This is a genomic window from Streptomyces sp. HUAS CB01, from assembly GCF_030406905.1.
Classification (GTDB): Bacteria; Actinomycetota; Actinomycetes; order Streptomycetales; family Streptomycetaceae; genus Streptomyces; species Streptomyces chengbuensis.
Map to the genome: position 1 here is coordinate 1,982,685 of NZ_CP129137.1, position 25,654 is coordinate 2,008,338.

Here is a 25,654-nt window from a genome sequence, read left to right on the forward strand (position 1 = left end):
GCCGTGCTGATCAAGCGGAGGGGCGATGATCAGGGCGGACCGCGCGTCGGCGACGTCCGCCCCGCTCGCCTCGGGCGGACCGTGCCGCGCCCGGAGCATCCACCGGCCCGGGCCCGGCGCGCCGCCGTCCGGCGGGGGCGGTTCCGGTCACCGCCCCGGCCGGCCGGCGGTCAGCCGAAGAAGACGCCGACCTCCTCGTAGAGGGCCGGGTCGACCGTCTTCAGCTTCGCCGTCGCCTCGGCGATCGGTACGCGGACGATGTCCGTACCGCGCAGGGCGACCATCTTGCCGTAGTCGCCGTCGCGCACCGCATCGATGGCGTGCAGGCCGAAGCGGGTCGCCAGCCAGCGGTCGAAGGCGCTCGGGGTGCCGCCGCGCTGGACATGACCGAGGACGGTCGTCCTGGCCTCCTTGCCGGTCCGCTTCTCGATCTCCTTGGCCAGCCACTCGCCGACGCCCGAGAGCCGGACGTGCCCGAAGGAGTCGAGCGTCCCGTCCTTGAGGACCATGTCGCCGTCCTTCGGCATGGCGCCCTCTGCGACCACGACGATCGGCGCGTACGAGGCCCGGAACCGCGAGGTGACCCAGGCGCAGACCTGGTCCATGTCGAACCGCTGCTCCGGGATGAGGATGACGTTCGCCCCGCCCGCCAGCCCCGAGTGAAGGGCGATCCAGCCTGCGTGACGGCCCATCACCTCGACCACGAGGACCCGCATGTGGGACTCCGCCGTGGTGTGCAGCCGGTCGATGGCCTCGGTGGCGATGCCGACGGCCGTGTCGAAGCCGAAGGTGTAGTCGGTGGCGGACAGATCGTTGTCGATGGTCTTCGGCACGCCGACGCACTTGACGCCGTACTCGTCGGAGAGCCGCGCCGCGACCCCGAGGGTGTCCTCGCCGCCGATCGCGATCAGCGCCTCCACCTCGTGCTTGGCGAGGTTCTCCTTGATCCGGCGGATCCCGTTCTCCGCCTTGAGGGGATTGGTCCGCGAGGAACCGAGGACGGTGCCCCCGCGCGGCAGGATGCCGCGCACGGAGGGGATGTCGAGGCGTACGGTGTCGCCCTCCAGCGGCCCGCGCCAGCCGTCCCGGTAGCCGGTGAACTCGTATCCGTACTCCTGCACGCCCTTGCGGACGATGCCGCGGATGACCGCGTTGAGGCCGGGGCAGTCGCCGCCCCCGGTCAGTACTCCGACCCGCATGGAAGGTCCCTTCGCCGTCGTGGCCATATTCGTCAGCCACGCTAGTAGTGACCCAGGTCACTTCGGGACGGTACGAAAGGTGAATTCCGGCTAAGGATACGGCAGTTGACGTCCTGCGGTTCACCCCATCGAGTGGATCGGACACCGAAGCCGGGCCGGCTGCCCGGGCGGGGTCAGGCGTCGTCGAGTCCGCGCTCGATCGCGTATCGCACGAGCTCGACCCGGTTGTGCAGCTGGAGCTTGCCGAGGGTGTTCTGCACATGGTTCTGCACCGTGCGGTGCGAGATGACGAGCCGCTCGGCGATCTGCTTGTACGAGAGGCCCTTGGCGACCAGCCGCAGCACCTCCGTCTCCCGCTCGGTGAGCTGCGGCGCCTTCGGCTCGTCTGGCCCCGCGGCCGGCGCGGGCTCGGCCGCCAGCCGCCGGTACTCCCCCAGCACCAGTCCCGCCAGGCCCGGGGTGAAAACCGGGTCGCCCACCGCGGTGCGGCGCACGGCGTCGATCAGCTCCTCCGTGCTGGCCGACTTCAGCAGATAGCCGGTCGCGCCCGACTTCACGGCCTCCAGCACGTCGGCGTGCTCCCCGCTGGCGGAGAGCACCAGGACCCGCAGCGCGGGGTTCGCCCCGACGAGCTCCTTGCAGACCCTGACGCCCGGCATGCCCGGAAGATTGAGGTCGAGCACCAGGACGTCCGGCCCCACGGCCGTGGCGCGACGCACCGCCTGCGGTCCGTCGCCCGCGGTCGCCACCACCTCGTACCCGGCCGCGGCCAGATCGCGGGCGACCGCGTCCCGCCACATCGGGTGGTCGTCCACGACCATGACCCGGACGGGCCGCTCCGCCGCCCCGCTCGTCTCCGTCATCGTTCCGCCTTCCCCCGGGTCCCCCGCGGGACCTTCAACTCGACTTCCGTACCCTGCCCCGGCACCGAGATCAGCTCGGCGGTGCCACCGATGTCCCGCAGCCGGCCCCGGATCGAGAGCGCGACCCCGAGCCGTCCCTCGCCCTCGGCCTGGGCGAGCCGCCCCTCCGGGATGCCCGGTCCGTCGTCCCGGACCGTCACGATCACCTCGTCCGGCCAGTCCTCGACCAGGATCCACGCCCGCGCGTCCGCACCGGCGTGCCTGCGGACATTGTCCAGGGCGGCACCGACGGCGGACGCGAGCTCCTTCGCCGCGTGCGCCTCCAGCGGCACCGGGGCACCCGGCTCGGAGAGGGTGACCCGGCGGCCGGCCCGCGGCGCCAGCAGCGTGCGCAGGTCCACCGGTCCCTCGTCCCCGGCACTGACGACATCCGGCTCGTCCACGACCCGCACGACCGCGCCCTGGGTCTCGTCCTCCGACACCCGGGACGCCGGCACCAGCCCGCCGGCCACCAGGGTGCGCAGGGCGACCTCCTGCTCGCCCGCCATCCTGCCGAGCTCCGCAGCCTCGCCCCCGAGCGCCGTGCCGCGCCGCTGCACCATGGCCAGCACCTGCAGCACCCCGTCGTGGATGTCGCGGGCCAGCCGTTCCCGTTCGCGGGTCGCGGCCTCGATCTCCAGGGCCCGGGCCAGGGTGCGCTCGGAGGCGCGGGCGACCTCGACGACGTACCCGATGGCGATGGACGCGACCCACACCAGCAGCACGTTGTGGAAGGTGTCCCGGCTGGGCTCGCCGCGCTCGATGATGTTGGCGACGGCCACCAGGGAGGACGCGAAGCCCGCCCAGCGCCAGCCGCCCTTGAGCGCGAAGGCCAGCACCGAACCCGCCGTCCAGATCGACGGCAGCGTCGGGCCGTCGATCTGCTGCGCCTGCGCGTCGGCGAGCGGGGTGAGCAGGATGCCCGTGAGGGCGACCGTGAGGTCGGCACCGAGGAAGCGCTTGGTGCAGGCGGCGGCGTTCGCCACCCTCGGGAGCGTCGCGAACGTCCAGAGGACCATCACGGCGAGGAAGCCGACCGCCACCCAGGGGCGCTCGTACTTGTCGCCGGCGAAGACGAGGAGGAGGACCGCGTAGCCCGTCGTCAGCACGCGGTACGCGGTCAGCGCACGCCACAGGGGCAGCTCGACCGACATGCGTACGACCCGTTCACGCCTGGCCATGCCCGTGCCCCCCAAAAAAACCGTCCGGCGGACGGGTGACGCTACCGGTCGCCGCTCCGCTCCGTCCCGCCGTCCTGCTTGGCGGTCCGCTCCGCCTCCTTGGCGGCCTCCTTCGCCGCCTTCTCCGCGTCCGCGATCTGCCGCTTGGCGGCCGTGGCGTAGATGTCCACGTACTCCTGGCCGGAGAGCTTCATGATCTCGTACATGACCTCGTCGGTCACCGAGCGCAGGATGAAGCGGTCGTGCTCCATGCCGTGGTAGCGGCTGAAGTCGAGCGGCTTGCCGATCCTGATCCCCGGGCTCATCAGCTTGGGGACGACCTTGCCGGGCGGCTGGATCTTCTCGGTGTCGATCATCGCGACGGGGATGACGGGCGCGCCGGTGGCGAGCGCCACCCGCGCCAGGCCGCCCGGCTTGCCGCGGTACAGCCGGCCGTCCGGGGAGCGGGTGCCCTCCGGGTAGATGCCGAACAGCTCGCCGCGCTCGATGACCTCTATGCCGCTCCTGATGGCCGCCTCGCCGGCGCCGCGCGCCCCGGAGCGGTCCACCGGCAGCTGGCCGACGCCCTTGAAGAAGGCCGCGGTGAGCTTGCCCTTCACACCCGGCGACGTGAAGTACTCGGCCTTGGCGATGAACGTGACCTTGCGGTCCAGGACCGCGGGCAGGAAGAACGAGTCCGAGAAGGACAGGTGGTTGCTCGCGAGGATCGCCGGCCCCTCGGCGGGGATGTACTCGAGGCCCTCCACCCAAGGCCTGAAGGCGAGCTTGAGCGCCCCGCCGATGGAGAACTTCATTGCGCCGTAGATCAACTCGAGTGCCTTCCTGGGATCCGTCGAAAAGACCTTAACCCGTGGCGGGACCGCGCTCGCGTCCGTGGTCCCGTGCCGGGCGGCCTCAGCCCTGGTCGGTGTCGGTCCCGTCGCGTACGGTGAGTCTGCCCACCGGGGGACGCCCCCGGGCGCCCCGAAAGGAGACCCCGGTGCCGGTCCTTCCTGGAGCCGAGCCGTACCGCCACGAGGGTGGCGAGGTCGGCGTCCTTCTCTGTCACGGCTTCACCGGTTCCCCCCAGTCGCTGCGCCCGTGGGCGGAGTACCTCGCGGAGCGCGGACTGACCGTCTCGCTGCCGCTGCTGCCCGGCCACGGCACCCGCTGGCAGGACATGGCGGTGACCGGCTGGCAGGACTGGTACGCGGAGGTGGACCGGGAGCTCCGGGCGCTGCGCGAGGAGTGCGAGCAGGTCTTCGTCTTCGGGCTCTCGATGGGCGGCGCGCTGGCCCTGCGGCTCGCCGCCAAGCACGGCGACGAGATCAGCGGCATCGTGGTGGTGAACCCGGCCAACAAGGTGCACGGTGCGGCGGCGCACGCCCTGCCGGTGGCCCGCCATCTCGTCCGCACGACCAGGGGCCTGGCCAACGACATCGCGAAGGAGGGCATGGACGAGGTCGCCTACGACCGGGTCCCGCTGCACGCGGCGCACTCGCTGCGGAACTTCCTCCGGCTCCTCGACGGCGAGCTGCCGCAGGTCACGCAGCCGTTGCTGCTGCTGCACAGCCCGCAGGACCATGTGGTGCCGCCCGCGGACTCGGCCCGGATCCTCGGCCGGGTGTCGTCGACGGACGTCCGGGAGGTCCTGCTGGAACAGAGCTACCACGTGGCGACGTTGGACCATGACGCGGAGCGGATTTTCGAGGAGAGCCACACGTTCATCGGCCGCCTCGCTCCGAGTGTCGGCAAGAAGGGAAGCACCACCGGTGGCTGAGCAGCACGACGCGGACCGGGACCGGGAGCCGCAGCCCATCGACGAGGAGGCCGCCTGGGCGGCCATCGTCGCCGGGTACGGGGAGGAGCCCGCGGACCCGCCGGGGGCGAAGCCGTTCAAGTCGGTGGAGGACCTCGCGGGTCTGGAGAAGGTCGTCCGGAACGACGGTCCGGATTCCGAGGGGGGCGACCGCGGCCGTGACCGTGACCCCGGGCACGAAGGCGGGATCCAGGGCACGGGCGACGACGAGGACGGGGACGAGGCCCCGCGGCCGGACACGCCGCTGGGCAGCTCCGTCGTGTTCGCGCCCGGAGTGGGCGGCGGGCCCCGCGACTACGCGGTCGCCGAGGCCGACGACGACGACCTGGACGAGTCCGACGAGGGCCATTTCGTGCCGCCGGAGCCGCCGCCGCTGCCGGAGGCCGACACGACCGCGAAGTTCGCCTGGCTGGCGGTGATCGGCGGGCCCGTGCTGCTGCTGCTCGCCGTGGTCCTGCGGTGGGACATGACGTGGTGGCTGACCACCCTCTGCGTGGGCGGCTTCCTCGGCGGCTTCGTCACGCTGGTGGCGCGGATGTCGCACGGGGACGACGAGGACGACGACGACCCGGGCCGCGGCGCGGTCGTCTAGGCCGTGTCGCGAAAGTAGCTCCGTCCGCCCGCAGGGCGGCGTCCGGTGCGTGCGATCGCAAGGCGGAGGATCATCCTCTTACTGGACGTAGCTGGACGACTCCGGCAACGCGGCGAGCGTGCGTCCGGGACGGCTCCGGCTTCAGGGGTCGGCGCGGGCCGCCTCTGCGCGGCCGCTGCCGGGCCCGGTCCGGTCCGGTCCCCGCGTGGTGGCGTGCCCCTGGCCGTGCTGCGAAAGTCCCTCGGCCCGCGACGCCTGGCACGCGGAACCCGTCGCTGTGGCCGGAGACGTCCGTAAGCCGGACCCCGCTCTCGGGGCCGGACCCGACCCGCATGCGACCCTCAGGCCGGAGCCGTCCCGGACCGCACCCGGACCCGGACCCGACGCCGGGGCACGAACCCCTGGCCGGAGCCGTCCCGGACACCGGACGCGACTCCCAGGCCGGACCCGACGCCCGCCGCAACCCGACTCCGGACGCGCCCCTAGGCAGGAGCCGTCCCGGGCGCCGAGGCCGTGGCGGCGGGCACGCGCAGGGCGGCCAGGACCGGGAGGTGGTCCGTGGCGGCCTTCAGATCGGCCTCGCTGACCCCCGGCAGCCCCACGGGTACTCCGCAGCCGAGGACCTCGATGCCGGGAGTCACGAAGATCGCGTCGATCCGCTGGTGCGGGTCCGCCGGGGTCCAGGTGCACTCCCCGCCCCAGGGGCTGACCGCCCACGCGTCCCGGAGCCCGGCGGCGAGACGCCGGAAGCTGCGCCCGCCGGGGCGCTCGTTGATGTCGCCCGCGGCGATCGCATGCGGCACGTCCATCGCGGCGAGCCGGTCGAGCAGCATTCCGGCCTGGGCGTAGCGCTCGTCGGCCTGCAGGCTCAGATGGCAGCTCAGCAGCCCGAGCCGCGCGCCACCGACACGCACCACGGCGGTGGCGAAGCCGCGCCGGTGCAGACCCGGGGTGAGCGGCAGCAGAACGTCCTCGGTGCGCTCGACGGTCGCCCGCAGCGAGCACAGCAGCAGCGGTCCCGCAGCGGTCGCGCCTCCGCTGAGCACGACCAGTTCGCTCTTGGCCGCGAGACGGGCGGCGTGCTTGCGCCATCGGAAGAAGCGGGGGGCCTCCTGGACGAAGACGAGATCGGGCCGGCAGCCGCGGATGACGCGGGCGAGCGCGTCCTCGTCGTCGCGCAGGGAGCGGATGTTGTAGCTGAGGACCCGGATCACGGCCGAACCGTCGGGTTCGGTACGGGAGTTGGGCAGCGGTCGCGTCGCGGACGTCACCATGCGCCTCAAGATAACGGGCCCCGCCCGCGTTGCCCCGGCCCCCGCGCACGGCGTGCCGCGCGCGGCGTGCCGCGCGCGATCGGGGTGAGTGCGCCGGCGCCTGCCGCCCCGGGAGGGGCGGCAGGCGCCGGAAGGGTGTGGGGGTGGGGGTGTCAGCCCTGGCGGGCCAGGTCCGCCGCGCCCACGAGGCCCGCCTTGTTGCCGAGTTGGGCCGCGAGAACCTGCGCGTGCGGGCGCCACTGCCCGCCGATCAGCCACCGTCGGAACGACTTGCGGATCGGGTCGAGGACCAGCTCGCCCTCGTCCGAGACCCCGCCGCCGACGATGAACGCCGAGGGGTCGAACAGCGACGCCAGGTCGGCCAGGCCCGCACCGGCCCACCGGGCCAGCTCGCGGAAGGAGTCGACGGCGACCTTGTCCCCCTGGCGCGCCGCCTCGCTGACGTGTCTGCCCTCGATGCCCTCGGGGGTGCCGTCGCCGAGGGCGAGCAGGATCGCCGCGTTCTCGGGGGACGCCGCCGCGCGCTGGCGCGCGTAGCGGACGAGTGCGCGGCCGGACGCGTACTGCTCCCAGCAGCCCTGGCTGCCGCAGCCGCACAGCAGGCCGTCGGGGACGACCCGGATGTGGCCGAACTCCGCCGCGACGCCGAAGCGACCGCGGCGCAGCTTGTTGCCGATGATGATGCCGCCGCCGAGGCCGGTGCCGAGCGTGATGCAGATGACGTCGCTGTGGCCCTGGCCCGCGCCGAAACGGTACTCGCCCCAGGCCGCCGCGTTGGCGTCGTTCTCCACGACGACCGGGAGGCCGACGCGCTGCTCCACCTTGTCCTTCAGCGGCTCGTGCCGCCACTGGATGTTCGGTGCGAAGAGGACGGTGGCACGCTTGTCGTCGACGTAGCCGGCGGCGCCGATGCCGACCGCCTCGATGTCGTGCCCCTTACCGGCTCCGGTGACGGCCGAGCAGATCGCGTCCACGATGCCCTCGGCGGTCGGCGGAGTGGGCACCGTGTGCGTCTCAAGGATGGTGCCCTCTTCGTCGACCACGCCGGCCGCGATCTTGGTGCCGCCGATGTCGACGCCGATGGTGAGTCCCATGTGTCCCTCAGTTTTCGGTCGAGCCCCGCTAAGGCCAACCGTACCGGAGGGAGCCCCGGCCTCAGTCCAGGTCGATCTTCTCGCTGGGGCCGGGGCCCTCGTCCCGCCGGTCCGGACGGTCCGTGCCGTCGGTGCCGCCGGACGGCTCGTTCCGGGTCCAGCGGCGCTCATGGCCTTCCACGGCGGAGCGGTACGCCGCCAGCAGTTCGTTGCCCGCGGCCGCGAGATGGTCGAAGACCTGCGGGTTCCGCTCGATGACCGGTTCGACGGCCGACTTCGCCTGACTGATCAGCTGCTGCACGGCCCCCTGCCCGGCGAGGCCGAGCAGCGGGTTCTGCAGCGTCGACACCTTCTCGGCGACCGCGTCCAGCAGCCTGCGCAGCTCCTCGCCCGCGGTACCGGTGCCGTGCTGCCCGTACCGCTCGCTGCGGCGGGCGCGCTCCTCCGCCAGGTCCTCGGCGCACGCCGTCGCCCAGGCGTCGGCGTCGACGGCGGGACGTTCGGTGGCATCGCTCATGGCGTACTCCTCGGAAAGTGCCTCGTACGTCGACGGTACCCGAACGGCAGGCGGCCGTTCAGCGACTCCGCGGCCAGAGCCCGGGGTCGGGCTCGAAGCGGATGCGGAGCTCGCCGTCCCGGAGGGCGGCACCGCTGACGGTGCAGCGGCGCAGCACGGACGGCAGCAGCAGGATGCGGCGGAAGGGGCCCACGGTCAGGAAGAGTTCGTCGTCCCTGCGGACCAGCTGCAGCCGGTCCTTGACGGCTCCCGGCAGCGGCAGACGCCAGACGAGCACACCGTCCTCGGCGCGGCGGTCCTCCACGGTCCAGGCGGTCCCGGGGAGTGGTTCCGCGGCGCTGCCGGCGGGCCCGTCGAGCAGTTCGGCGAGTTCGCCGGGCCGCCGGGGGTCACGGCCGGTGTGCGGCACCTCGCGGACCGGTACGGGACCGAACTCCTCGCGCCAGCCCTTGAGCGCGACCTGCTGCCGCCCCGAGAGGTCCGCGAGGAAGGGGTCTGGGGAGCCGGTGGGGACGACGCGGTTGGCGATCACCATGTCCGGGGCCGGCCCGTGCAGGGCGAGGCCGAGCCGGGCGGTGCGCAGGGCGCGGTCGGCGGCCTCCGGACCGGGTTCCGCGACCAGGCGGACCGACGTGCCGGGGTTCTCGACCAGGGCCTGGACGACGGCCAGCTCCTCGTCCCAGCGGGCGGCCGTCTCGTAGAGCCACTGCGCGGGCATCGGCACGCCCGCGAGCTGGGCGAGCACGGGGCGCAGGGAACGGGCGGCCTGGCGCTCGGCCGGCAGCAGCCGGCTCAGGTAGCGGCGCAGTTGCTCGGGCAGGGCGAGCAGGGCGACGGCCTGGCGCACGGGCGGAAGATCGACGACCAGGAGGTCGTGGCCACTCCCGGCCGCGTGCCTGAGGGCGCGCAGCAGCGCGAACTGCTCACTGCCAGGGAGTTCCGTGAGCTCCCCGTCCTCGAAGGGCACGGCCCCGAGCAGGTCGAGCGCGGCCCCGGCCCGCTCCTGGAACGTGAGGAACTCGTGGCGGAAGTCGGCGCCGCTGTCGACGCCGACGACGGTGGGGCGGGGCCCAGGGGCGTCCGTCCCGCCCCGTCCGGCTGTCCCGGCCGCCCTGTCGTACGCGGACCCGGTGTCCCTCAGTGCCCCGGCCGGATCGTCGGAGAGCAGCAGGACACGTTCGCCCCGGCGTGCTCCGGCCAGGGCGAGGGCGGCCGCGACGGTGCTCCGGCCGGCCCCGCCGGTGCCGGTGACGAAAACGGTGCGCATGGAGAGGCGGCTTCAGACCTTCGGACCGGACTCGACGCGCTTCTTCAGACCGGCCAGGGCGCGGTCGATGATGACCTTCTCCGCCTTGCGCTTGATCATCCCGAGCATGGGGATCTTGACGTCGACGGTCAGCTGGTACGTGACCTCGGTGCGCTCGCCGCCGGCGACCGGCTTCAGCGCGTACGAGCCGTCCAGGGCGCGCAGCATCTGGGACTTGACCAGGGTCCAGGAGACCTTGTCGTCCCCGGTCCAGGTGTAGGCCAGGACGTGGTCGTCCTTGATCGCGCCGGCGTCGAGGACCAGCCGGACCTGCAGTGCGCGGCCCTGGTCGTCCCTCTCCAGGACCTCGGTCTCCTTCACCTCTCCGGTCCACTCCGGGTAGCGCGCGAAGTCGGAGATCACCCCCATCACATCGGCCGGTGCCGCGTCGATGGTGATGCTCGAGCTGGTGTGTTCGGCCATCGCCGTGGCTCCTCCAGTGAACGCCGGACGGGGTTGCGGTGTGCAATCTATCGCGCTCCGGCCGGTCACCATTCCAGGGCCCACGGCCGCCCCGTCGCCGCGAAGTGCCCGACGTTCACGCACTCGGTCCCGCCGATCCGCATGCGCCGCGCCAGTGGCTGGTGCACGTGCCCGAAGAGGGAGTACCGGGGCCGGGTCCGGTGGATGGCGTCGAGCAGGGCCGGGCTGCCGCGCTCGAAGCGGCGCGCGACCGTGTCGTACGTCAGCTCCGGGACCTCCGGCGGGATGTGCGAGCAGAGGACGTCGACCGCGCCGAGCGCCTCGACCTTGGCCGCGTACTCCTCGTCGGAGATCTCGAACGGGGTGCGCATCGGGGACCGCAGACCGCCGCCGACGAAGCCGAACACAAGCCCGTCCAGCTCGATCCGCTCGCCGTCGAGGACGGTGGTGCCCGGGCGCGCGTACTCCGGCCAGAGGGCCGGGACGTCGACGTTGCCGTAGGTGGCGTACGTCGGAGTGGGGAACGCGGGGAACAGCTCGCTGTACTGCTTGCGCACCGCGCCGAGGATCGCGGTGTCGCGGTCGAGGCCGATGCCCGCCCAGAGGCTGCGGCCGAACTCGCGGGCCTCCTCGAAGCGCCGGGCGGTGCGCAGCTCGACGATCCGGTCCGCGTTCTCGACCCCGAAGAGATCGGGGAAGATGCCGCGTGAGTGGTCGGCGTAGTCGAGGAAGAGCACCAGGTCGCCGAGGCAGATCAGCGCGTCGGCCCCGTCTCCGGCCCTGGCCAGATCCGTTGCGTTTCCGTGCACGTCACTGACCACATGAACTCGCATGCCGATCACCCTAGAGTGGTCGCCCGATTCCTAGTAGAGGGGCACCGGACCTGCGATTACTTCCGAGTCGTCCGGCTGGTGGAATAGTGTTCGGGATGGTGCGGCACACAGGTGTGACGCAGGGAACATCTGGCCGGGACCCCCTATCCGGAACTGAGTACTGATGGGTAACGTCCGGGCAGTCCCCGGTGCGTTCACACAGAGCCGTGGCGCCGGCGCCCGATGAGGAGCAGCAGTCTTGCGTGAGTTCAGCCTTCCGGCCCTGTACGAGGTCCCGACGGACGGCAATCTGACGGATCTCATCCGCCGCAACGCGACGCAGCACCCCGACGTCGCGGTCATGGGCAGAAAGGTCGCCGGGGCCTGGACGGACGTCACCGCCACCCAGTTCCTCGCCGAGGTGCGGGCCGCCGCGAAGGGCCTGATCGCCGCCGGCGTGCAGCCCGGGGACCGGGTCGCCCTGATGTCGCGCACCCGCTACGAGTGGGTGCAGCTCGACTTCGCGATCTGGAGCGCCGGCGGTGTCACCGTCCCGGTGTACGAGACGAGCTCGCCGGAGCAGGTGCAGTGGATCCTCGGTGACTCCGGGGCCGTCGCGGTGATCGTCGAGAGCGAGGCGCACGCCGCCGCGATCGAGTCCGTGCGCGCCACCCTGCCGGCGCTGCGGCACGTCTGGCAGATCGAGGCCGGCGCGGTCGCGCAGCTCACCGAGGCCGGGGCCGCTGTCCCCGACGGGACGGTCGACGAGCGCAGTGCCTCCGCCAAGGCCGACGACCCGGCGACCATCGTCTACACCTCGGGCACCACGGGCCGCCCCAAGGGCTGTGTGCTGACGCACCGGGCCTTCTTCGCGGAGTGCGGCAACCTGGTGGAGCGCCTGAAGCCGCTGTTCCGTACCGGCGACAGCTCGGTCCTGCTCTTCCTCCCCGCCGCGCACGTCTTCGGGCGCATGGTCGAGGTCGCCTCGGTGATGGCGCCCATCAAGCTCGGCTGCGTACCGGACATCAAGAACCTCACCGACGAGCTCGCCTCGTTCCGCCCGACGCTGATCCTCGGTGTGCCGCGCGTGTTCGAGAAGGTCTACAACTCGGCTCGGGCCAAGGCACAGGCGGACGGCAAGGGCAAGATCTTCGACAAGGCCGCGACGACGGCGATCGAGTACAGCCGCGCGATCGGCACGCCGGAAGGCGCTCCGCTCGGGCTGAAGATCAAGCACAAGGTGTTCGACAAGCTCGTCTTCAGCAAGCTGCGTGCGGTGCTCGGCGGGCGCGGCGAGTTCGCGGTCTCCGGCGGCGCCCCGCTGGGCGAGCGGCTCGGCCACTTCTTCCGCGGCATCGGCTTCACGGTGCTGGAGGGCTACGGCCTCACGGAGACCTGCGCGGCGACGGCGTTCAACCCCTGGGACCGGCAGAAGATCGGCACGGTCGGACAGCCGCTGCCGGGTTCGGTGGTGCGGATCGCCGACGACGGCGAGGTGCTGCTGCACGGCGAGCACATCTTCACGGGCTACTGGAACAACGAGGCCGCGACGGCTGAGGCCCTGGCCGACGGCTGGTTCCACACCGGTGACATCGGCACCCTGGACGAGGACGGCTACCTCGCGATCACGGGCCGGAAGAAGGAGATCCTGGTGACGGCGGGCGGCAAGAACGTCGCCCCCGCGGTCATCGAGGACCGCATCCGTGCGCACGCGCTGGTCGCGGAGTGCATGGTGGTGGGCGACGGCCGGCCGTTCGTGGGCGCGCTGGTCACCATCGACGAGGAGTTCCTGGCCCGCTGGGTCTCCGACAACGGCAAGCCGGCCGGTTCGACGGCTGCCTCGCTGCGCGAGGACGCGGAGCTGCTGGCGGAGATCCAGCGGGCGGTGGACGAGGGCAATGCCGCGGTTTCCAAGGCTGAATCGGTGCGGAAATTCAGGGTTCTCAGCTCCCAGTTCACCGAGGAGGCCGGTCACATCACGCCGTCGCTGAAGCTCAAGCGGAACGTGGTGGCCAAGGACTTCGCGGACGAGATCGAGGCGATCTACCGGGCGTAGTCCTCGGCGAGGACCCGCTCGATGTTGCGCTCGGCGAGCGCGGTGATCGTGAGGAACGGATTGACACCGACGGAGCCCGGCACGAGGGCTCCGTCGGTGACGTACACCCCGGGGGCGCCCCGGACCCGGCCGTAGTCGTCGGTGGCCCGGCCGAGCACACAGCCGCCGAGCGGGTGGTACGTGAAGTCGTCGGCGAAGGCCTTGTTGCCGCCGAACAGGTCGTGGCGGTAGATCGTGGCGTTCCTGAGGTTGATGCGGTCGAAGAGCTTCCTGGCCGAGTCCACCGACACCTTGCTCTGCGCCGGGGTCCAGCGCAGCCGCACGGCGTCGGTGGCGGCGTCGTGGACGAGCGTGCCGCGTTCCGGGTTCCTGGTGATCGCCAGGTAGAGGCTGATCCAGTGCTCGAAGCCCATCGGCAGCGGGGCGATCTCGGCGAAGACGGGGTTGGCCGTGTTGGACCAGTCGTCGATGCCCATCACCGGCATGGTCGCCTGGTGGGCGCCGACGGTGTCCCAGAGGTGGTTGGCCCGCGCCGTCATGACGTTGCCGTTGGTGCCCCAGCCCGTGCCGAGGTGCTCGCTGAGATCGGGCAGGGCACCGGACTCGCGGGCGCGCAGCAGGAGTTCGGTGGAGCCGAGGCTGCCTGCGCCCAGGAACAGCCGGGTGCAGCCGATGTCGCGGGTGGCGACGACCTTGCCCGTGGTGTCGATGCGGTCGGCGGTGACGACGTACGTGCCGTCCGGCTGTCTGCGCAGCGCACGGGCCCGGTGCATGGTGTCGATCGTGACGTTGCCGGTGCCGAGCGCGGCGGCGAGATAGGTCTTGTCGAGGCTCCGCTTGCCGTGGTTGTTGCCGTAGATGACCTCTCCGGCGAGCGCGGACCGTACGGCCTGGCCCGCCGCCTCGCGCCGCATGTACCCGAAGTCGTAGACGTTGGGCACGAAGACGGTCCGCAGGCCGGCGTTGGCGGCGTGCTTCCGGGAGATCCGCGAGAAGCGGTACCACTCGGTGGACTCGAACCACGCCGGGTCCACGGTGTTGACGCCCAGCATCCGCCGGGCCAGCGGGAAGTACCGGTCGTACATGGCCGCGGCGTCGACGTTCGGCATCATCTCGGAGAAGTACGCGCGCTGCGGGACGACGGCCATGCCGCCGTTCACGAGCGACCCGCCGCCGACGCCGCGGCCCACGTACACCGACATGCTCTCGAAGCGCACGCGGTCGAGCACTCCGGGGTAGGGGCTGATGTCCTTGTTGACGACGTCGAGCCAGAGGAACTGGGCGAGCGGGGCCTCGGTGCGGGTGCGGAACCACATGGAGCGGTGGTCGGGGGCGGCGGTGGTGCAGAAGACCTTCCCGTCGGGGCCCGGGCTGTCCCAGAGCCGGCCCATCTCCAGTACGAGGGTGGGGATTCCGGCCTCCCCGAGACGCAGTGCGGTGACGGCTGCGCCGTAGCCGGAGCCGATGACGAGGGCGGGGGATTGGTCGGCGCCTCCGGTCCGGCCGGGCGCGGCGGAGGTCGCCGCGTGGGCCGTGGACGCGGGGCCGACACGGGTGAGGCCGAGAACGGCCGCTGTCTGGAGGGCGCCGAGCCCCAGGAGGTGACGGCGCGTCAGATTTGGTGTCATGTTGCGCAGCATGTGCGGATTTTCCGGTTCCGCCTATCCGCTGCGCGGGGCCTTCTTCCGCGGAGCGCAAGAGGGCGGTTCGCGCCGGGGCCGGCCGGGTGGGTGGGCACTCGGGCCGTACGCGTGTGGTCCTCGGGCGGTCGCGCGTGGTCCGCGGGCCGGGAGGAGTCGTACGGGCGCTCCGGCCCGGCGGGGCGGGGGCGGACCGCGGCACGGCACCGGGCGCGAAGTGCGTGCGACGGGCGACCGGCGACCGGCGTACGCGGGTCCCCACGCGGACGGGCCCGTCCGTACGGACGCTCCGGCCCGGCGGGGAGGGGGGCGGGGCGGGGGACCTGAGGCACGGCACCGGGCGCGAAGTGCGTGCGACGGGCGACCGGCGACGGGCCTACGCGGGTCCCCACGCCGACGGGCCCGTCCGTACGGACGCTCCGGCCCGGCGGGGCGGGCGGCGGACCGCGTCCTGCGGCACGGCACCGGGCAGCCGGGCGGGACGTGCGTGCGACCGGCGACCGGCGACCGGCGTACGCGGGTCCCCACGCCGACGGGCCCGTCCGTACGGACGCTCCGGCCCGGCGGGGCGGGCGGCGGACCGCGTCCTGCGGCACGGCACCGGGCAGCCGGGCGGGACGTGCGTGCGACCGGCGTACGCGGGTCCCCACGCGGACGGGCCCCGTCCGTACGGACGCTCCGGCCGAACGCAGAACCCGGGGACGCGGACTGCAGGGTGGGCAGCACCGGGCACGCAGTGCGTGCGGGACGGACGTGCGTCGGCACACGGCGGCCGGCGGGGCCGAGGTCAGCGCGGAAGCCGCCGGGGCAGCCGGCGCGGACGCGGCCGGCGCGGACGCGGCCGGCGCGGACGCGGCCGGCGCGGACGCGGCCGGCGTGACCGTCGGCCCGCCCGCTCCCCGGCGCCACCGCCACCCGGCCCGTTTCCGGGCCGAGGTGACGAACCCGGGTTACAGCAAGGCGCGGAGGCGGTCCGCCAGGAGGTCCCAGCGCCAGCGCTCCTCGACCCAGTCGCGGCCCCGCTCACCCATGCGGCGGCGCAGGTCGGGGTCCTGGAGGAGGGTGACGATGCGGTCCGCGGACTCCTCCGGGGAGCCGCCGCGGACGACCCAGCCCGTCTCGCCGTCCAGCACCGCGTCCGGCGCGCCGCCGGAGTCGCCCGCGACGACCGGGAGGCCCGTCGCCGACGCCTCCAGGTAGACGATGCCGAGGCCCTCGACGTCCAGCCCGCCGCGACGCGTGCGGCACGGCATCGCGAAGACGTCGCCGGCACCGTAGTGCGCGGGCAGTTCCTCCCACGGGACCGCTCCGGTGAAGCGGACGGACGCCGCCACCCCCGTGGTCTCGGCGAGCTTCCGCAGGTCCTTCCCGTAGGGTCCGCCGCCGACGATCAGCAGCACCGTGTCCGGCACCTTCGCGAGGATCGCGGGCATGGCCCGGATCAGGGTGTCCTGGCCCTTGCGCGGTACGAGCCGGGACACGCAGACGACCACCGGGCGGTCGGTGAGCCCGAGCCGTTCGCGCACAGCCTCCCCACCCGAGCCCGGATGGAAGGTCTTCTCGTCGACGCCCGGCGGCAGTTGCACCATCCGCCCGGCCGCCCCGGGCGTCAGCGCGGCGGCGATCCGCGAGCGCGTGTACTCGCCGAGGTAGGTGATCGTGTCCGTGCCCTCGCCGATCCGGCGCAGGAGCTGACGGGACCCGGGCAGCTGGGCCCATCCCGCCTCGTGTCCGTGCGTCGTGGCCACGAGGCGCCGCGCACCGGCCCGGCGCAGCGCGGGCGCCATCAGCCCGAGCGGGGCGGCCGCCCCGAACCACACCGACGTACAGCCGTGCTCCCGGAGCAGTCCCACCGCGCGCCGGGTGACGCGCGGGGTGGGCAGCAGCATGGTCGTACGGTCGCGTACCACCGTGAACGGCTGCTCGGCGTCGAACGCGGCCGTCGCCTCGGCGCCCTCGCGACCGCGCTTCCAGGTGGAGGCGTAGACGACGATATGTTCGGGGTCCAGGCGCAGCGCCATGTTGTGGAGGAAGGCCTGGATGCCGCCGGGGCGCGGCGGGAAGTCGTTGGTCACGATCAGGGTCTTGTCCATCGCCGCCGACAGTACCAACGGCGGCCACGCCTCATCGCGGGCGTACGGGCGTGACCGGCATCATGACAGCCTGGCCGACCATGGCAGCCGGGGCGGCGCGCAGGGCACGGGACCGATCGAACGGCACGGGGTGATCATGAAAGGCACAGGGCGTTCCGCCGCGGCGGGGAGCGCGGCGAGACCTTCCACGGGCGGGGCCTCGGTGGCCGGGGTCCCCGTCGCCGCGGCCGTCGCCGCGTTCGCCCTCACCAGGGCCCTGCTCCTGCTCTGGGTCCTCAAGGTCCTCCCCGTCCGCGGCCCCGATGTGACCAGCGACGTCGCCGTGATCTACCAGGGCTGGTACGAGGTGCTGAGGACCGGCACGTACCCGCTGGACGACGTCACCTGGCAGTACCCGCCCGCCGCCGCCCTCGCGATCCTCTCCCCCGGCGCGCTGCCGTTCCTGGACTACGTCCGCGCCTTCTTCGTCCTGGCGCTGATCTGCGACGCCGCGGTCCTGGCACTGCTGCTGTACGCGGGGCGGCGGCCCGGGAAGTCGACGAGGGGGATGTGGTTCTGGATCGCGGGGGTGCCGCTGCTGGGCCCCACGGCGTACGCCCGCTACGACCTGATGGTGACGGCGGTCGCGGTGGCCGCGCTCTTCGCCGCCGCCCGCCGGCCCGCGGTCGCCGGGGCGCTGGCCGGGTTCGGCGCGATGCTGAAGGTGTGGCCGGTGCTGCTGCTGGCCGGGCTACGGGGCCGACGCGCCTGGGGCGCAGCGGCGATCACCGGTGCGTCCCTGCTGCTGGTCCTCACGGCGTCGATGCCCGGGGCGCTGGCGTTCCTCGGCTTCCAGCGGGACCGGGGCACGGAGGTCGAGTCGCTGGGCGCGCTGGTCTTCCACGTGGCGCGGCACTTCGGCTGGGAGGGGCAGGTCCTGCTGAACTACGGGTCGGTCGAGTTCCTCGGCCCGTACGTCCCCCTGGTCAGCGGCTTGGCGCTCGGTCTCACCGCCGCGGCTTTCGCCTGGCTGGCGGTGTGGCGGCTGCGGGCGTCGGAGTTCTCCGCCGCCACCCCGGCGGACGCGGCGTTCGCGGCCGTGCTGCTCTTCACGACCACGAGCCGCGTGATCAGCCCCCAGTACATGGTCTGGCTGCTCGGGCTGGCCGCGGTCTGTCTCGCCTTCCGGTCGAGCCGGATGGGCCTGCCCGCCCTGCTGGTGCTGGTCGCCACCGGGCTCACCTTCCTGGAATTCCCCGTCTGGTTCGACAAGGTGGTCGCGAGCGACCCCCAGGGCATCGCGGTCCTGGCGGGCCGCAACGGCCTCCTCGTCACCGCCACGGTGCTGGCGTGCCGCCGCCTCTGGACGAGCACGGTCGCCCCGCGAGGGCGCAGGGGCCGACGGGCGCTTCCGGCCCGGTCCGACCGCGGGAGGGCCTCGGTCGGGTCCTGACGCGGCGCGGGCAGTCCCGGCGGGGCGGATCGGTACGGCCCGACGAGGTCGGGACCGGGCCCCGTCGGTTCCGGACGCCCTTGCAGTGCCCGGAGCTGCGCTCCGGACGCCCTGCCGGGACCCGTCCGCCTCCGCCGCCGCGACTCCGCGTGCCGCACACCTCACCCCAGCCGCGCGCCCACGTACTCCCGCCAGTCCGCCGTGAAGCGTTCCGGGTCCGTCCCGAGCACGCCGTCGAGCGCGGACTCCACCGCGCCGTCGCGCGACGGCGCCGCGCCGACCGCCCGGTAGAACGCGCGCAGCCGGTCCTCGCCCCAGCGGTCGGCGATCAGTTCGCAGGCCAGCCGGCCGCCCTCGTACGCGCGGCCCAGCGCCCCGGAGTCGCCGCCGAAGCGGAAGTCGGCGTCGGTGGGCAGGCCGGCGGGGATGTCGCCGCGGAGGACCGCGCGGCGGAGCTCCGGGGCCGCCTGGCGGAGGTCCTGGCCGGTGCCGCGGTAGGCGGCCCAGTCGGCGAAGCCCTCGGAGAGCCAGAGCGGTGTCGCGGCCGACGTGTGAGCGCGGGTCGCCACGTGCGCGGTCTCGTGGGTGAGGACGACGCGCCGGCCGAGGTCGCCGAGCACGCCGTACGCCTCGGGGTTGACGGTCACCCGGTCCGCGGGGGCCGGGGAGCCCTTCCCGGGTGCGGGCGCCCTGCCCGTGGTGACCGCGGCGATGCCCCGGTACTGCGCGGCGGGGGCGCCCAGAAGACGTCCCATGGCGTCCAGCGACGCGGGCACCATGACCACCACCCGCCCGGCCCAGGTTCCGCCCCACGCAGCCGAGACGGCGGGGACGGCCCGGTCGGCTTCGGCCGCGATCCTCCGCAGCCGCGCCGGCTCCTGACCGACACCGAGCACCATGCTGTGCGTGCCGCGCACGACCTCGACGTCGCCCTGCTGCCACAGCTGCTGCCCGCCGTCGCGTCCGGGGCGATCGGCGGTGATGTACCAGCGGCCGTCCCGCTCGGCCAGCTCCAGACGCCGCTCGACGGTCACCGGCGAGGTGTCGTACCCGTCGATCCGGTAGCGCAGCTCGGCGTCGGCCGTGGCCCGGTCGTCGGAGCGCCGTACGTCGGTGAGCCGGTACTCCCAGGAGCTCAGCGGCACATCGGCGAGGTTCGCGAACTCCGCGCGGCCCACCGCCGCCAGCTGCGGCGTCGAGGGGTCGAGGGCCGCCAGATAGCCCGCCTCGTCGTGGCGGAGCACCGCGGCGGCACGGGCGTCGAGCGTGCGCTGGACCTCGCGGCCGGTGGTGTCCGGCCCGTCGGCGCAGCCGCCCGTCAGCAGGGACCCGGTCAGGACGAGCCCGGCGAGGACCGTCCCACGCCGCCGTCCCGCCGTCCACCCGAAGAACCCCTGACCAGCCACCCTGCCGATCGTAGGCGAGCCGACGGGCGCCCGGCCCCGGCGGACGCCATCGGGCCGGACCCGGGCCGGCAGGCACCGGCTCGGCCCAACCACCGCCGTGCCCCGCCTCCCCGCCGGCCGCACCCGGCCCCGGAGCCGGGCCCCGCACCGATCCGATCCGGCTGAGCTGAGCTGAGCTGAGCTGAGCTGAGCTGATCAGAACAGATCAGGGCCGGGTCACCGAGGCGATCGGCATCATCCCCACCGGGTCGTAGCGCACCGCCGCCCCCGGGTAGGGTGCGTGGACGACCTGGCCGTTGCCGACGTACATGGCCACGTGACTGGCGTCGGAGCGGTACGTGACCAGGTCACCGGGCCTCGCCTGGGACAGCGGCACCTGCTGTCCGGCGTACCGCTGCGCCTGGGAAGTACGGGGCAGCCCCACGCCGGCCTGGGCGTAGGACCACTGGGTGAGACCGGAACAGTCGAAGCCGCTCGGCCCGTTGGCGCCCCAGACGTACGGCTTGCCGACGGCGCTCTGAGCCGCTGCCACGGCCGCTGCCGCACGCGCGGACGAGGGGCCCGCCCCGCCCGACAGGTCGGGGACGCCGCGGCCGGAGCGCGACGCCCGGTCGTACGCCGCCCGTTCCGCCGCGGGCAGGGAGGCCAGCAGCCGCTCGGCCGTCGCGAGCTTGGCCTCGACGGTCCGCTTGTGCCGGGCCAGGGCGGTCCTGGTGTGTTCCAGTTCGGCGAGTTTCCGGGCGGCCTCGGAGCGCTCCTGGCCGAGCCGCCGCTGGACCCGCCCCAGGTCCCGCAGGACGGTCGCCTCCCGGTCGCCGAGCCGGTCCAGCACCGCCGCCCGCTCGAGGTACGTGTCGGGATCGCCGGAGAGCAGCAGGGCGAGCGCCGGGTCCACCCCGCCGGAGCGGTACTGGGCACCGGCCACGGAACCGAGCGTGTCGCGCATGCGGTTGACGGCCTCCTGGCCCCGGGCCGCGCGGTCCTGCGCCCGGTCCACCTGCGCGCGCAGTTCGTCGGCGCGCTCCCCCGCCTCGTTGTACTGCTCGGTCGCCTTCTCGGCCTGCTCGTAGAGCCGGTCGACCTTGGCGCGGGTGGCGGCGGGGCCGGCGGACGGGTCGGCTCCGGCGGGTGCGGTACCGAGCGCGGCCGCAGCGGTGGCCGCCGCGGCCGAGAGGAGGGTGACCCGAGCACCCCGGTTGAAACCGGACGCTGAGGGTCGGCGATGGGACGCCACAGGAGCCGTACTCCCTTCCGCTGGACGCAGCCTGAGCGGCTGCTGCGCGGCAGACAGTAACGGCGCGGGAAGGGGGCGGCCAAAAGCGGCATCGGGTACGTACAGTGACGCCCCGCCGGAGACCACAGGTCACCGGCGGGGCGCACCGTCAGCGGCGTATGCCGTAATTCGCCCGAATGGGCGCCAGTTGGAGGGGCGTCAGATGCGGACGCCGAACTGGAAGGTGCCCATGTAGTCCATGGACTCGTAGCGGACCACGGCACCGGGCTTCGGGGCGTGCAGGATCTGGTTGTTGCCCGCGTACAGACCCACGTGCGAAAGGCCGTTGAAGAAGACCAGGTCGCCCGGCTTGAGCTGGCTGCGGCCGATCTTCACGCCGTCGTTCTGCTGGGTGTAGGTGGTCCGCGAGATGCCGACGCCGGCCTGGCGGTACGACCACTGCGTCAGTCCGGAGCAGTCGTAGGAGTTGGGGCCCTCGGCGCCGGAGACGTACGGCTTGCCGAGCTGGGTGGCGGCGGCGTTCAGCGCGGCGGCACCGCGCTGGGAGGCCGGCACCTCGTTGCCGAGGTTCACGCGCTCACCCGCGGCGCGACTGGCGCGCTGCTCCTCCTCCTGCATCTTCGCCCGCTCGGCGGCGGTCAGGGTGTTGAGGAGCTTCTGGGCCTCGGAGAGCTTGCCCTGGATCTTGGCCTTCTTCTCGCCGAGCGTCTTGCGGACGTCCTGGAGGTCACCGAGCTTGCGGGTGGCCTCGGCGCGCTGCTGGGCGAGGTCGCGCTGCTTCGACTGGATGTCCTCGAGCGCGGTGGCCTGCTTGGCCCCGAGCTGGTCCATCGCCGACGCCTTGTCCAGGTACGTGTCCGGGTCACCGGAGAGGAAGAGCTGGACGGACGGGTCTATGCCACCGGAGCGGTACTGGGCGCTGGCCACCGAACCCAGCTTGTCCCGCATGGTGTTGAGCTCGTCCTGGCCCCGGGCGACGCGGTCCTGGATCGCGTCGATCTCCTTCTGGAGCTTGGTCTGCTGCTCCTTGGCCAGGCTGTGGTCCTCGGTCGCCTTCTCCGCCTCGTGGTAGAGGGCGTCGACCTTGGCCTTGACCTCGTCCTTGCTCGGCTTGGCCGGAGCGGCCTGGGCGGCCTGCGAGGTGAGGGCGACAGCCGCGGCGGCGGTCGCGGTGAGCACGGTCACACGGGTGCGGCTCGGCTGCTTGGGACGACGGTGGGACGCCACGAAGGCGAGCTCCTTCTTCCTCGAGCCGCCTGCCGGGCCGTGGGGGTGGTTTCCCCGGCTCCGCGCACACTCAGCTCCCCCGCGAAAAACGGGGCTGAACTGCGCGAAATCGGCGGTTCCTTCGCTGTCATCCCGGATGGACGATCAACCGCGCGAAGGTTCGAGGCCTGACCCTAGTGACCTTCCTGTGATCAGTTCAAATCCTCATGAGAAAAATCTGGCCCACGAAGCGCATTCTTTACACGCACCACACGCGCAGTAGCGGCGACTTGACGGTACGTTCCGCGAAATCGGGCATTAAGCCCAGGAGTTACGAGTCGCACTAGACGCGCGAAAGCCGCTTCAGCAACATCGCGGACGCGACCGGCCTCGCCCCGGCCTTCGCCACCCCGTCGGCGACTTCGCGGTCCGTCGACACGACGACGACCGGCCGGCCCGGGGGCTCGGCCCGGACGAGCTGGCGGATCAGCTCGTCCGCCGTCACCCCGGGCTTGGAGAACAGGACCCGCACTCCGCGCGGGGGTGCCAGCAGCACGGGCGCGGCGAGTTCGGCGCCGTCGAAGACACAGGTGATCTCGGCCCCGGTCTGCGCGGCCAGCATCGCGAGGCCGCCGAGCAGCCGCAGCCGCTGCTTCTCCAGCGGCATCGTCGGATAGCCGGTCTTCGTGACGTTGTAGCCGTCCACGAGCAGATGCACCTGGGGCAGCGCGAGCAGCTGGTCCAGCATCGCCGGGTCGGTCTCGGACAGCGCGCGCGCCGCGATGTCCTTGGGGGTCATCCGCCCCGGCTCCACCGCGTCGACGGTGTCCGCCGGGTGCAGGGAAGCGGGGGGCAGGGCCAGTTCACGGCGCAGTCCGGAGGCCGCGTCCAGCACGGTGTCCAGCAGCAGCCGCACGCGCATGTCCTCGATCGACCGGCCCTCGCGGGCGGCCCTGCGGCTCGCCTCGACCGCGGCCTCCGCCTCGGCCAGCCTGGCCTTGAGCCGCCGCGCCTCGCTCTCGGCCGCGGACACCTGGGCGTGCGCCTCGGCCCTGGCGCCCTCGTTCTCGGCGTTGCCGCGGCGCACGGCGGCCTCGGCGCGCTTGACGTCGCTCTGCGCGCTGCGCAGCTTGCGGTGCAGCGCGTCGGACTCCTTGCGGGCCGCGTCCAGCTCGGTGCGCAGCCGTTCGGTCTCGGCCTTGTGCTGCGCCTTCAGCCGGTCCAGTTCCTCGCGGAGCCGTTCCAGCTCGCGCCTGCTCTCCTCGTCCGCGCGCTCGGCGTCCGCGCGCAGCGCCTCCTCGCCGGCGGCGGCCACGAGCTTGACCCAGCCGACCGGCCGCAGCACATAGGCGGCCGCCGCCACGTCGACGGGATCGGCGGCCGCCGGCGGCGCCCCGGACGCCAGCGCGGCGGCCAGCTCGGGCTGGGCGTCACGGAGCCGTTCACCGACGCGCTGCCGGAAGGCGGGGTCGCCCTCGAGGGCCGCGGCCATGGCGTTGCCCGCGTACTTCGCCCGGCGGGTCGGGGTGAACCGGGCGTACTGCCTCAACTGGGCGGGAAGTTCGTTGACGGTCAGCCCGCCGAAGGCGTCCGAGACCAGCGCGACGACCCGTCGCCGCACGCCCTCCGGCAGCGGGCGGTCGAGCGCCTCGGCGGCGTCGCCGGCACCGGCCGGCCCGGCGCCGCTCTCAGGCTGCTCCACGATCCGTCACCCCACTGTCTTCCCGCGGGTCCGCGCGCCTCCGTCAGGAGCCGCTGCCCGGCCTGTCCACCAGCTCGATCCGGTCCACGGCGTTGCACCAGCGGCAGCGGACCGACTCGATGGTCTCACTCACCACCTCGCGCTCCTCCACCTTGGGCTCCCCGGCGAGATCCAGATGGACGTACTCGACGACCTTGGACGACCGGGTCACGTCGAAGCGGGTGAGGTTGCCGCACAGGGTGCAGCGCCACCGGGTGGTGTCCGTCGGCAGGGGTACCGTCGTCATGGGCCGTCCTCGTCTCCTCGTGCGTACTGCCCGTAACCCTACGACCTCACGGGTCCGCCGTGACACGGCGAGGCGGTCTGCCCGGTTCGGTCCCGGTACGCCATGCTCTGGGCATGATCGATCGGTGGACGACGGTACGGGGCGGGGCGACCGGCCCGGTGGTGACCTACGGAGCGATCGGTCTGTGCTGCCTCCTGTTCGTCCTCGGTCCGGTCTCCGGGCTCAACCCGTCCTACGGCACCGGGGACACCCTCCTCACCGCCCAGACCCTCCACTTCGAGCGCTGGGGCGTGATCCCGAGCGAACTGCTGCAGGGTTCCCCGAGGGCGCTGCTCACCCCGCTGACCGCGCTGTTCGTCCACGGCAGCTGGCTGCATCTGCTCGGCAACATGCTCTTCCTCCACGTCTTCGGCGCGATGGTCGAGGAACGCATGGGGCACGTGGAGTTCGCGCTCTTCTATCTGGGCTGCGGCTATCTGGCGCTCCTGGCGTACGCGGCGGCCAACGCGGAGTCGGACCACACGCTCGTCGGGGCGTCCGGAGCCATCTCGGGCGTGCTGGGCGCCTTTCTCTGCCTCTTCCCGAGGACGCGCGTGACAAGCCTCTACCCCTTCCTGTTCTTCCTGCCGCTGCGCTTCCCCGCCTGGATCGTGCTGATCTTCTGGTTCGCGCTGCAGTGGCTGGCGGAGGCACAGAGTTCGTCCACGGGCCCGGGAGTGGCGTACCTGGCGCATCTGGTGGGGTTCGGGATCGGGTTCCTCTACGCATGGGGCCGCTTCCGGCAGGCCGCTAGAGTGAAAGCCCAAGCAGGGGCCACCGAGGGAGAAAGACAGCCGTGATCACCGCGATCGTGCTCATCAAGACCAGCGTGGACCGCATCCCCGAGATCGCCGAATCGATCGCCGCGCTGGACAGCGTCAGCGAGGTCTTCTCGGTCACCGGCACGTACGACCTGATCGCGATGGTCCGGGTCGCGAAGCACGACGACCTGGCCGACGTGATCCCGGGCCGGATCAGCAAGATCCCCGGTGTCGAGGCGACCGACACCCATGTCGCGTTCCGCACGTACTCCCAGCACGACCTGGAGGCCGCGTTCGCGATCGGGCTCGACGCCTGACTCCACCGCGACGGCGGGCAGCCACGGCGGGGGCATCGGGCCCGGCATCACGGCCACCGCGCCCCGGGCCCGGGCGTACGCCGGCACCACGGTGGGCGGCCGCGCTCCGGACCGGGACGCCCCGGCCCCGCCAGGGCCCATGGACTCCACGGCCCCGGCCCGCTCCTCCCCGGACGGGCACGGCTCGCACCGGGCCGTCCCGGTCGGTCACGGTCCGTCCGGTCGTGGCCCGGCACGGCAGGCGCCGCCCGGACCCGCACAAGGCCCAGGCGGCCCCGACGGGCAGGGCGCACCGGCCCGGCACGCAGGGCACGGCCCGGCCCGGCCCGATACGGCACCGCGGGCACGGCCCTTCGGGCACGGACGGACACCGTCTCGCCCCGG

Annotated in this window: 23 protein-coding genes; 6 read left to right on the top strand and 17 right to left on the bottom strand. The window is 73.2% G+C overall.

The annotated features are described in order from the left end of the window. Window positions 1–170 precede the first annotated feature (170 nt). The 4 genes from QRN89_RS08845 to QRN89_RS08860 all read right to left on the bottom strand — a co-directional run bounded on the left by QRN89_RS08845 (window position 171) and on the right by QRN89_RS08860 (window position 4,076). Window positions 171–1,199: a 6-phosphofructokinase gene (locus tag QRN89_RS08845; RefSeq protein WP_290348796.1), complete on the bottom strand. Its 1,029-nt coding sequence runs from the start codon at window positions 1,197–1,199 to the stop codon at window positions 171–173. A gap of 173 nt (window positions 1,200–1,372) precedes the next feature. Continuing rightward, on the bottom strand, window positions 1,373–2,062 hold the full coding sequence (locus tag QRN89_RS08850) for a response regulator (RefSeq protein ID WP_290348797.1): 690 nt from the start codon (window positions 2,060–2,062) through the stop codon (window positions 1,373–1,375). Continuing rightward, the gene (gene macS, locus QRN89_RS08855; protein WP_290348798.1) at window positions 2,059–3,282 is read right to left on the bottom strand and encodes a MacS family sensor histidine kinase; all 1,224 of its coding nucleotides are present in this window, start codon (window positions 3,280–3,282) and stop codon (window positions 2,059–2,061) included. The genes QRN89_RS08850 and macS overlap by 4 nt, the downstream gene beginning before the upstream one ends. Before the next feature lie 41 nt (window positions 3,283–3,323). Then, the gene (locus tag QRN89_RS08860; protein ID WP_290353629.1) at window positions 3,324–4,076 is read right to left on the bottom strand and encodes a lysophospholipid acyltransferase family protein; all 753 of its coding nucleotides are present in this window, start codon (window positions 4,074–4,076) and stop codon (window positions 3,324–3,326) included. A gap of 185 nt (window positions 4,077–4,261) precedes the next feature. Between QRN89_RS08860 and QRN89_RS08865 the strand changes: the two genes are divergently transcribed. Together QRN89_RS08865 and QRN89_RS08870 are read left to right on the top strand one after the other, a co-directional pair. After that, complete coding sequence (locus QRN89_RS08865; protein WP_290348799.1) at window positions 4,262–5,041, top strand: alpha/beta hydrolase; 780 nt, start codon at window positions 4,262–4,264, stop codon at window positions 5,039–5,041. Continuing rightward, a complete protein-coding gene (locus QRN89_RS08870; RefSeq protein WP_290348800.1) occupies window positions 5,034–5,672 on the top strand; it encodes a hypothetical protein in 639 nt (212 codons plus the stop codon). The genes QRN89_RS08865 and QRN89_RS08870 overlap by 8 nt, the downstream gene beginning before the upstream one ends. A 482-nt stretch (window positions 5,673–6,154) precedes the next feature. On the opposite strand, the gene QRN89_RS08875 is transcribed toward QRN89_RS08870, so the two are convergent. The 6 genes from QRN89_RS08875 to QRN89_RS08900 all read right to left on the bottom strand — a co-directional run bounded on the left by QRN89_RS08875 (window position 6,155) and on the right by QRN89_RS08900 (window position 11,119). Further along, entirely contained in the window at window positions 6,155–6,946 is a 792-nt protein-coding gene (locus QRN89_RS08875) for an endonuclease/exonuclease/phosphatase family protein (protein ID WP_290348801.1), read from the bottom strand. Between the two features lie 152 nt (window positions 6,947–7,098). Further along, complete coding sequence (locus QRN89_RS08880) at window positions 7,099–8,040, bottom strand: ROK family glucokinase (protein ID WP_290348802.1); 942 nt, start codon at window positions 8,038–8,040, stop codon at window positions 7,099–7,101. 61 nt (window positions 8,041–8,101) lie between these two features. Next, entirely contained in the window at window positions 8,102–8,557 is a 456-nt protein-coding gene (locus tag QRN89_RS08885) for a DUF5304 domain-containing protein (protein ID WP_290348803.1), read from the bottom strand. Between the two features lie 58 nt (window positions 8,558–8,615). Next, complete coding sequence (locus tag QRN89_RS08890) at window positions 8,616–9,824, bottom strand: ArsA family ATPase (RefSeq protein WP_290348804.1); 1,209 nt, start codon at window positions 9,822–9,824, stop codon at window positions 8,616–8,618. Window positions 9,825–9,836: 12 nt separating this feature from the next. After that, window positions 9,837–10,286, bottom strand: a complete 450-nt coding sequence (locus QRN89_RS08895; protein WP_290348805.1) for an SRPBCC family protein — start codon at window positions 10,284–10,286, stop codon at window positions 9,837–9,839. Window positions 10,287–10,351: 65 nt separating this feature from the next. Further along, window positions 10,352–11,119: a metallophosphoesterase family protein gene (locus QRN89_RS08900; protein WP_290348806.1), complete on the bottom strand. Its 768-nt coding sequence runs from the start codon at window positions 11,117–11,119 to the stop codon at window positions 10,352–10,354. A gap of 238 nt (window positions 11,120–11,357) precedes the next feature. Here QRN89_RS08900 and QRN89_RS08905 point away from each other — a divergent pair, with 238 nt between their 5' ends. After that, complete coding sequence (locus tag QRN89_RS08905) at window positions 11,358–13,154, top strand: AMP-dependent synthetase/ligase (RefSeq protein WP_290348807.1); 1,797 nt, start codon at window positions 11,358–11,360, stop codon at window positions 13,152–13,154. Here QRN89_RS08905 and QRN89_RS08910 read toward each other — a convergent pair. Both QRN89_RS08910 and QRN89_RS08915 read right to left on the bottom strand, forming a co-directional pair. Beyond that, window positions 13,142–14,782 carry a GMC oxidoreductase gene (locus QRN89_RS08910; protein WP_490236673.1) on the bottom strand — a complete coding sequence of 547 codons (1,641 nt, stop codon included), beginning with the start codon at window positions 14,780–14,782 and terminating at the stop codon, window positions 13,142–13,144. The two genes, QRN89_RS08905 and QRN89_RS08910, sit on opposite strands and share 13 nt — an antisense overlap. A 962-nt stretch (window positions 14,783–15,744) precedes the next feature. Next, complete coding sequence (locus QRN89_RS08915; RefSeq protein WP_290348809.1) at window positions 15,745–16,887, bottom strand: glycosyltransferase family 4 protein; 1,143 nt, start codon at window positions 16,885–16,887, stop codon at window positions 15,745–15,747. A 136-nt stretch (window positions 16,888–17,023) separates the two neighbouring features. Between QRN89_RS08915 and QRN89_RS08920 the strand changes: the two genes are divergently transcribed. Further along, the gene (locus QRN89_RS08920) at window positions 17,024–18,319 is read left to right on the top strand and encodes a glycosyltransferase family 87 protein (RefSeq protein WP_290348810.1); all 1,296 of its coding nucleotides are present in this window, start codon (window positions 17,024–17,026) and stop codon (window positions 18,317–18,319) included. Between the two features lie 161 nt (window positions 18,320–18,480). Here QRN89_RS08920 and QRN89_RS08925 read toward each other — a convergent pair whose 3' ends face one another. From QRN89_RS08925 to QRN89_RS08945, 5 genes are all read right to left on the bottom strand, one after another. Then, window positions 18,481–19,725, bottom strand: coding sequence for a gluzincin family metallopeptidase (locus QRN89_RS08925; RefSeq protein WP_390702009.1), 1,245 nt, complete (start codon window positions 19,723–19,725; stop codon window positions 18,481–18,483). A gap of 205 nt (window positions 19,726–19,930) precedes the next feature. Beyond that, window positions 19,931–20,959: a C40 family peptidase gene (locus QRN89_RS08930; protein WP_290348811.1), complete on the bottom strand. Its 1,029-nt coding sequence runs from the start codon at window positions 20,957–20,959 to the stop codon at window positions 19,931–19,933. 198 nt (window positions 20,960–21,157) lie between these two features. Then, window positions 21,158–22,186, bottom strand: a complete 1,029-nt coding sequence (locus tag QRN89_RS08935; protein WP_290348812.1) for a C40 family peptidase — start codon at window positions 22,184–22,186, stop codon at window positions 21,158–21,160. Between the two features lie 322 nt (window positions 22,187–22,508). Continuing rightward, window positions 22,509–23,867, bottom strand: a complete 1,359-nt coding sequence (locus QRN89_RS08940; protein WP_290348813.1) for an NYN domain-containing protein — start codon at window positions 23,865–23,867, stop codon at window positions 22,509–22,511. A gap of 43 nt (window positions 23,868–23,910) precedes the next feature. Further along, window positions 23,911–24,153, bottom strand: a complete 243-nt coding sequence (locus QRN89_RS08945; protein ID WP_290348814.1) for a hypothetical protein — start codon at window positions 24,151–24,153, stop codon at window positions 23,911–23,913. A gap of 113 nt (window positions 24,154–24,266) precedes the next feature. Between QRN89_RS08945 and QRN89_RS08950 the strand changes: the two genes are divergently transcribed. Both QRN89_RS08950 and QRN89_RS08955 read left to right on the top strand, forming a co-directional pair. Next, a complete protein-coding gene (locus QRN89_RS08950; RefSeq protein WP_290348815.1) occupies window positions 24,267–24,992 on the top strand; it encodes a rhomboid family intramembrane serine protease in 726 nt (241 codons plus the stop codon). Beyond that, window positions 24,989–25,270, top strand: a complete 282-nt coding sequence (locus tag QRN89_RS08955) for an Lrp/AsnC family transcriptional regulator (RefSeq protein WP_031069742.1) — start codon at window positions 24,989–24,991, stop codon at window positions 25,268–25,270. The genes QRN89_RS08950 and QRN89_RS08955 overlap by 4 nt, the downstream gene beginning before the upstream one ends. Window positions 25,271–25,654: the final 384 nt, after the last annotated feature.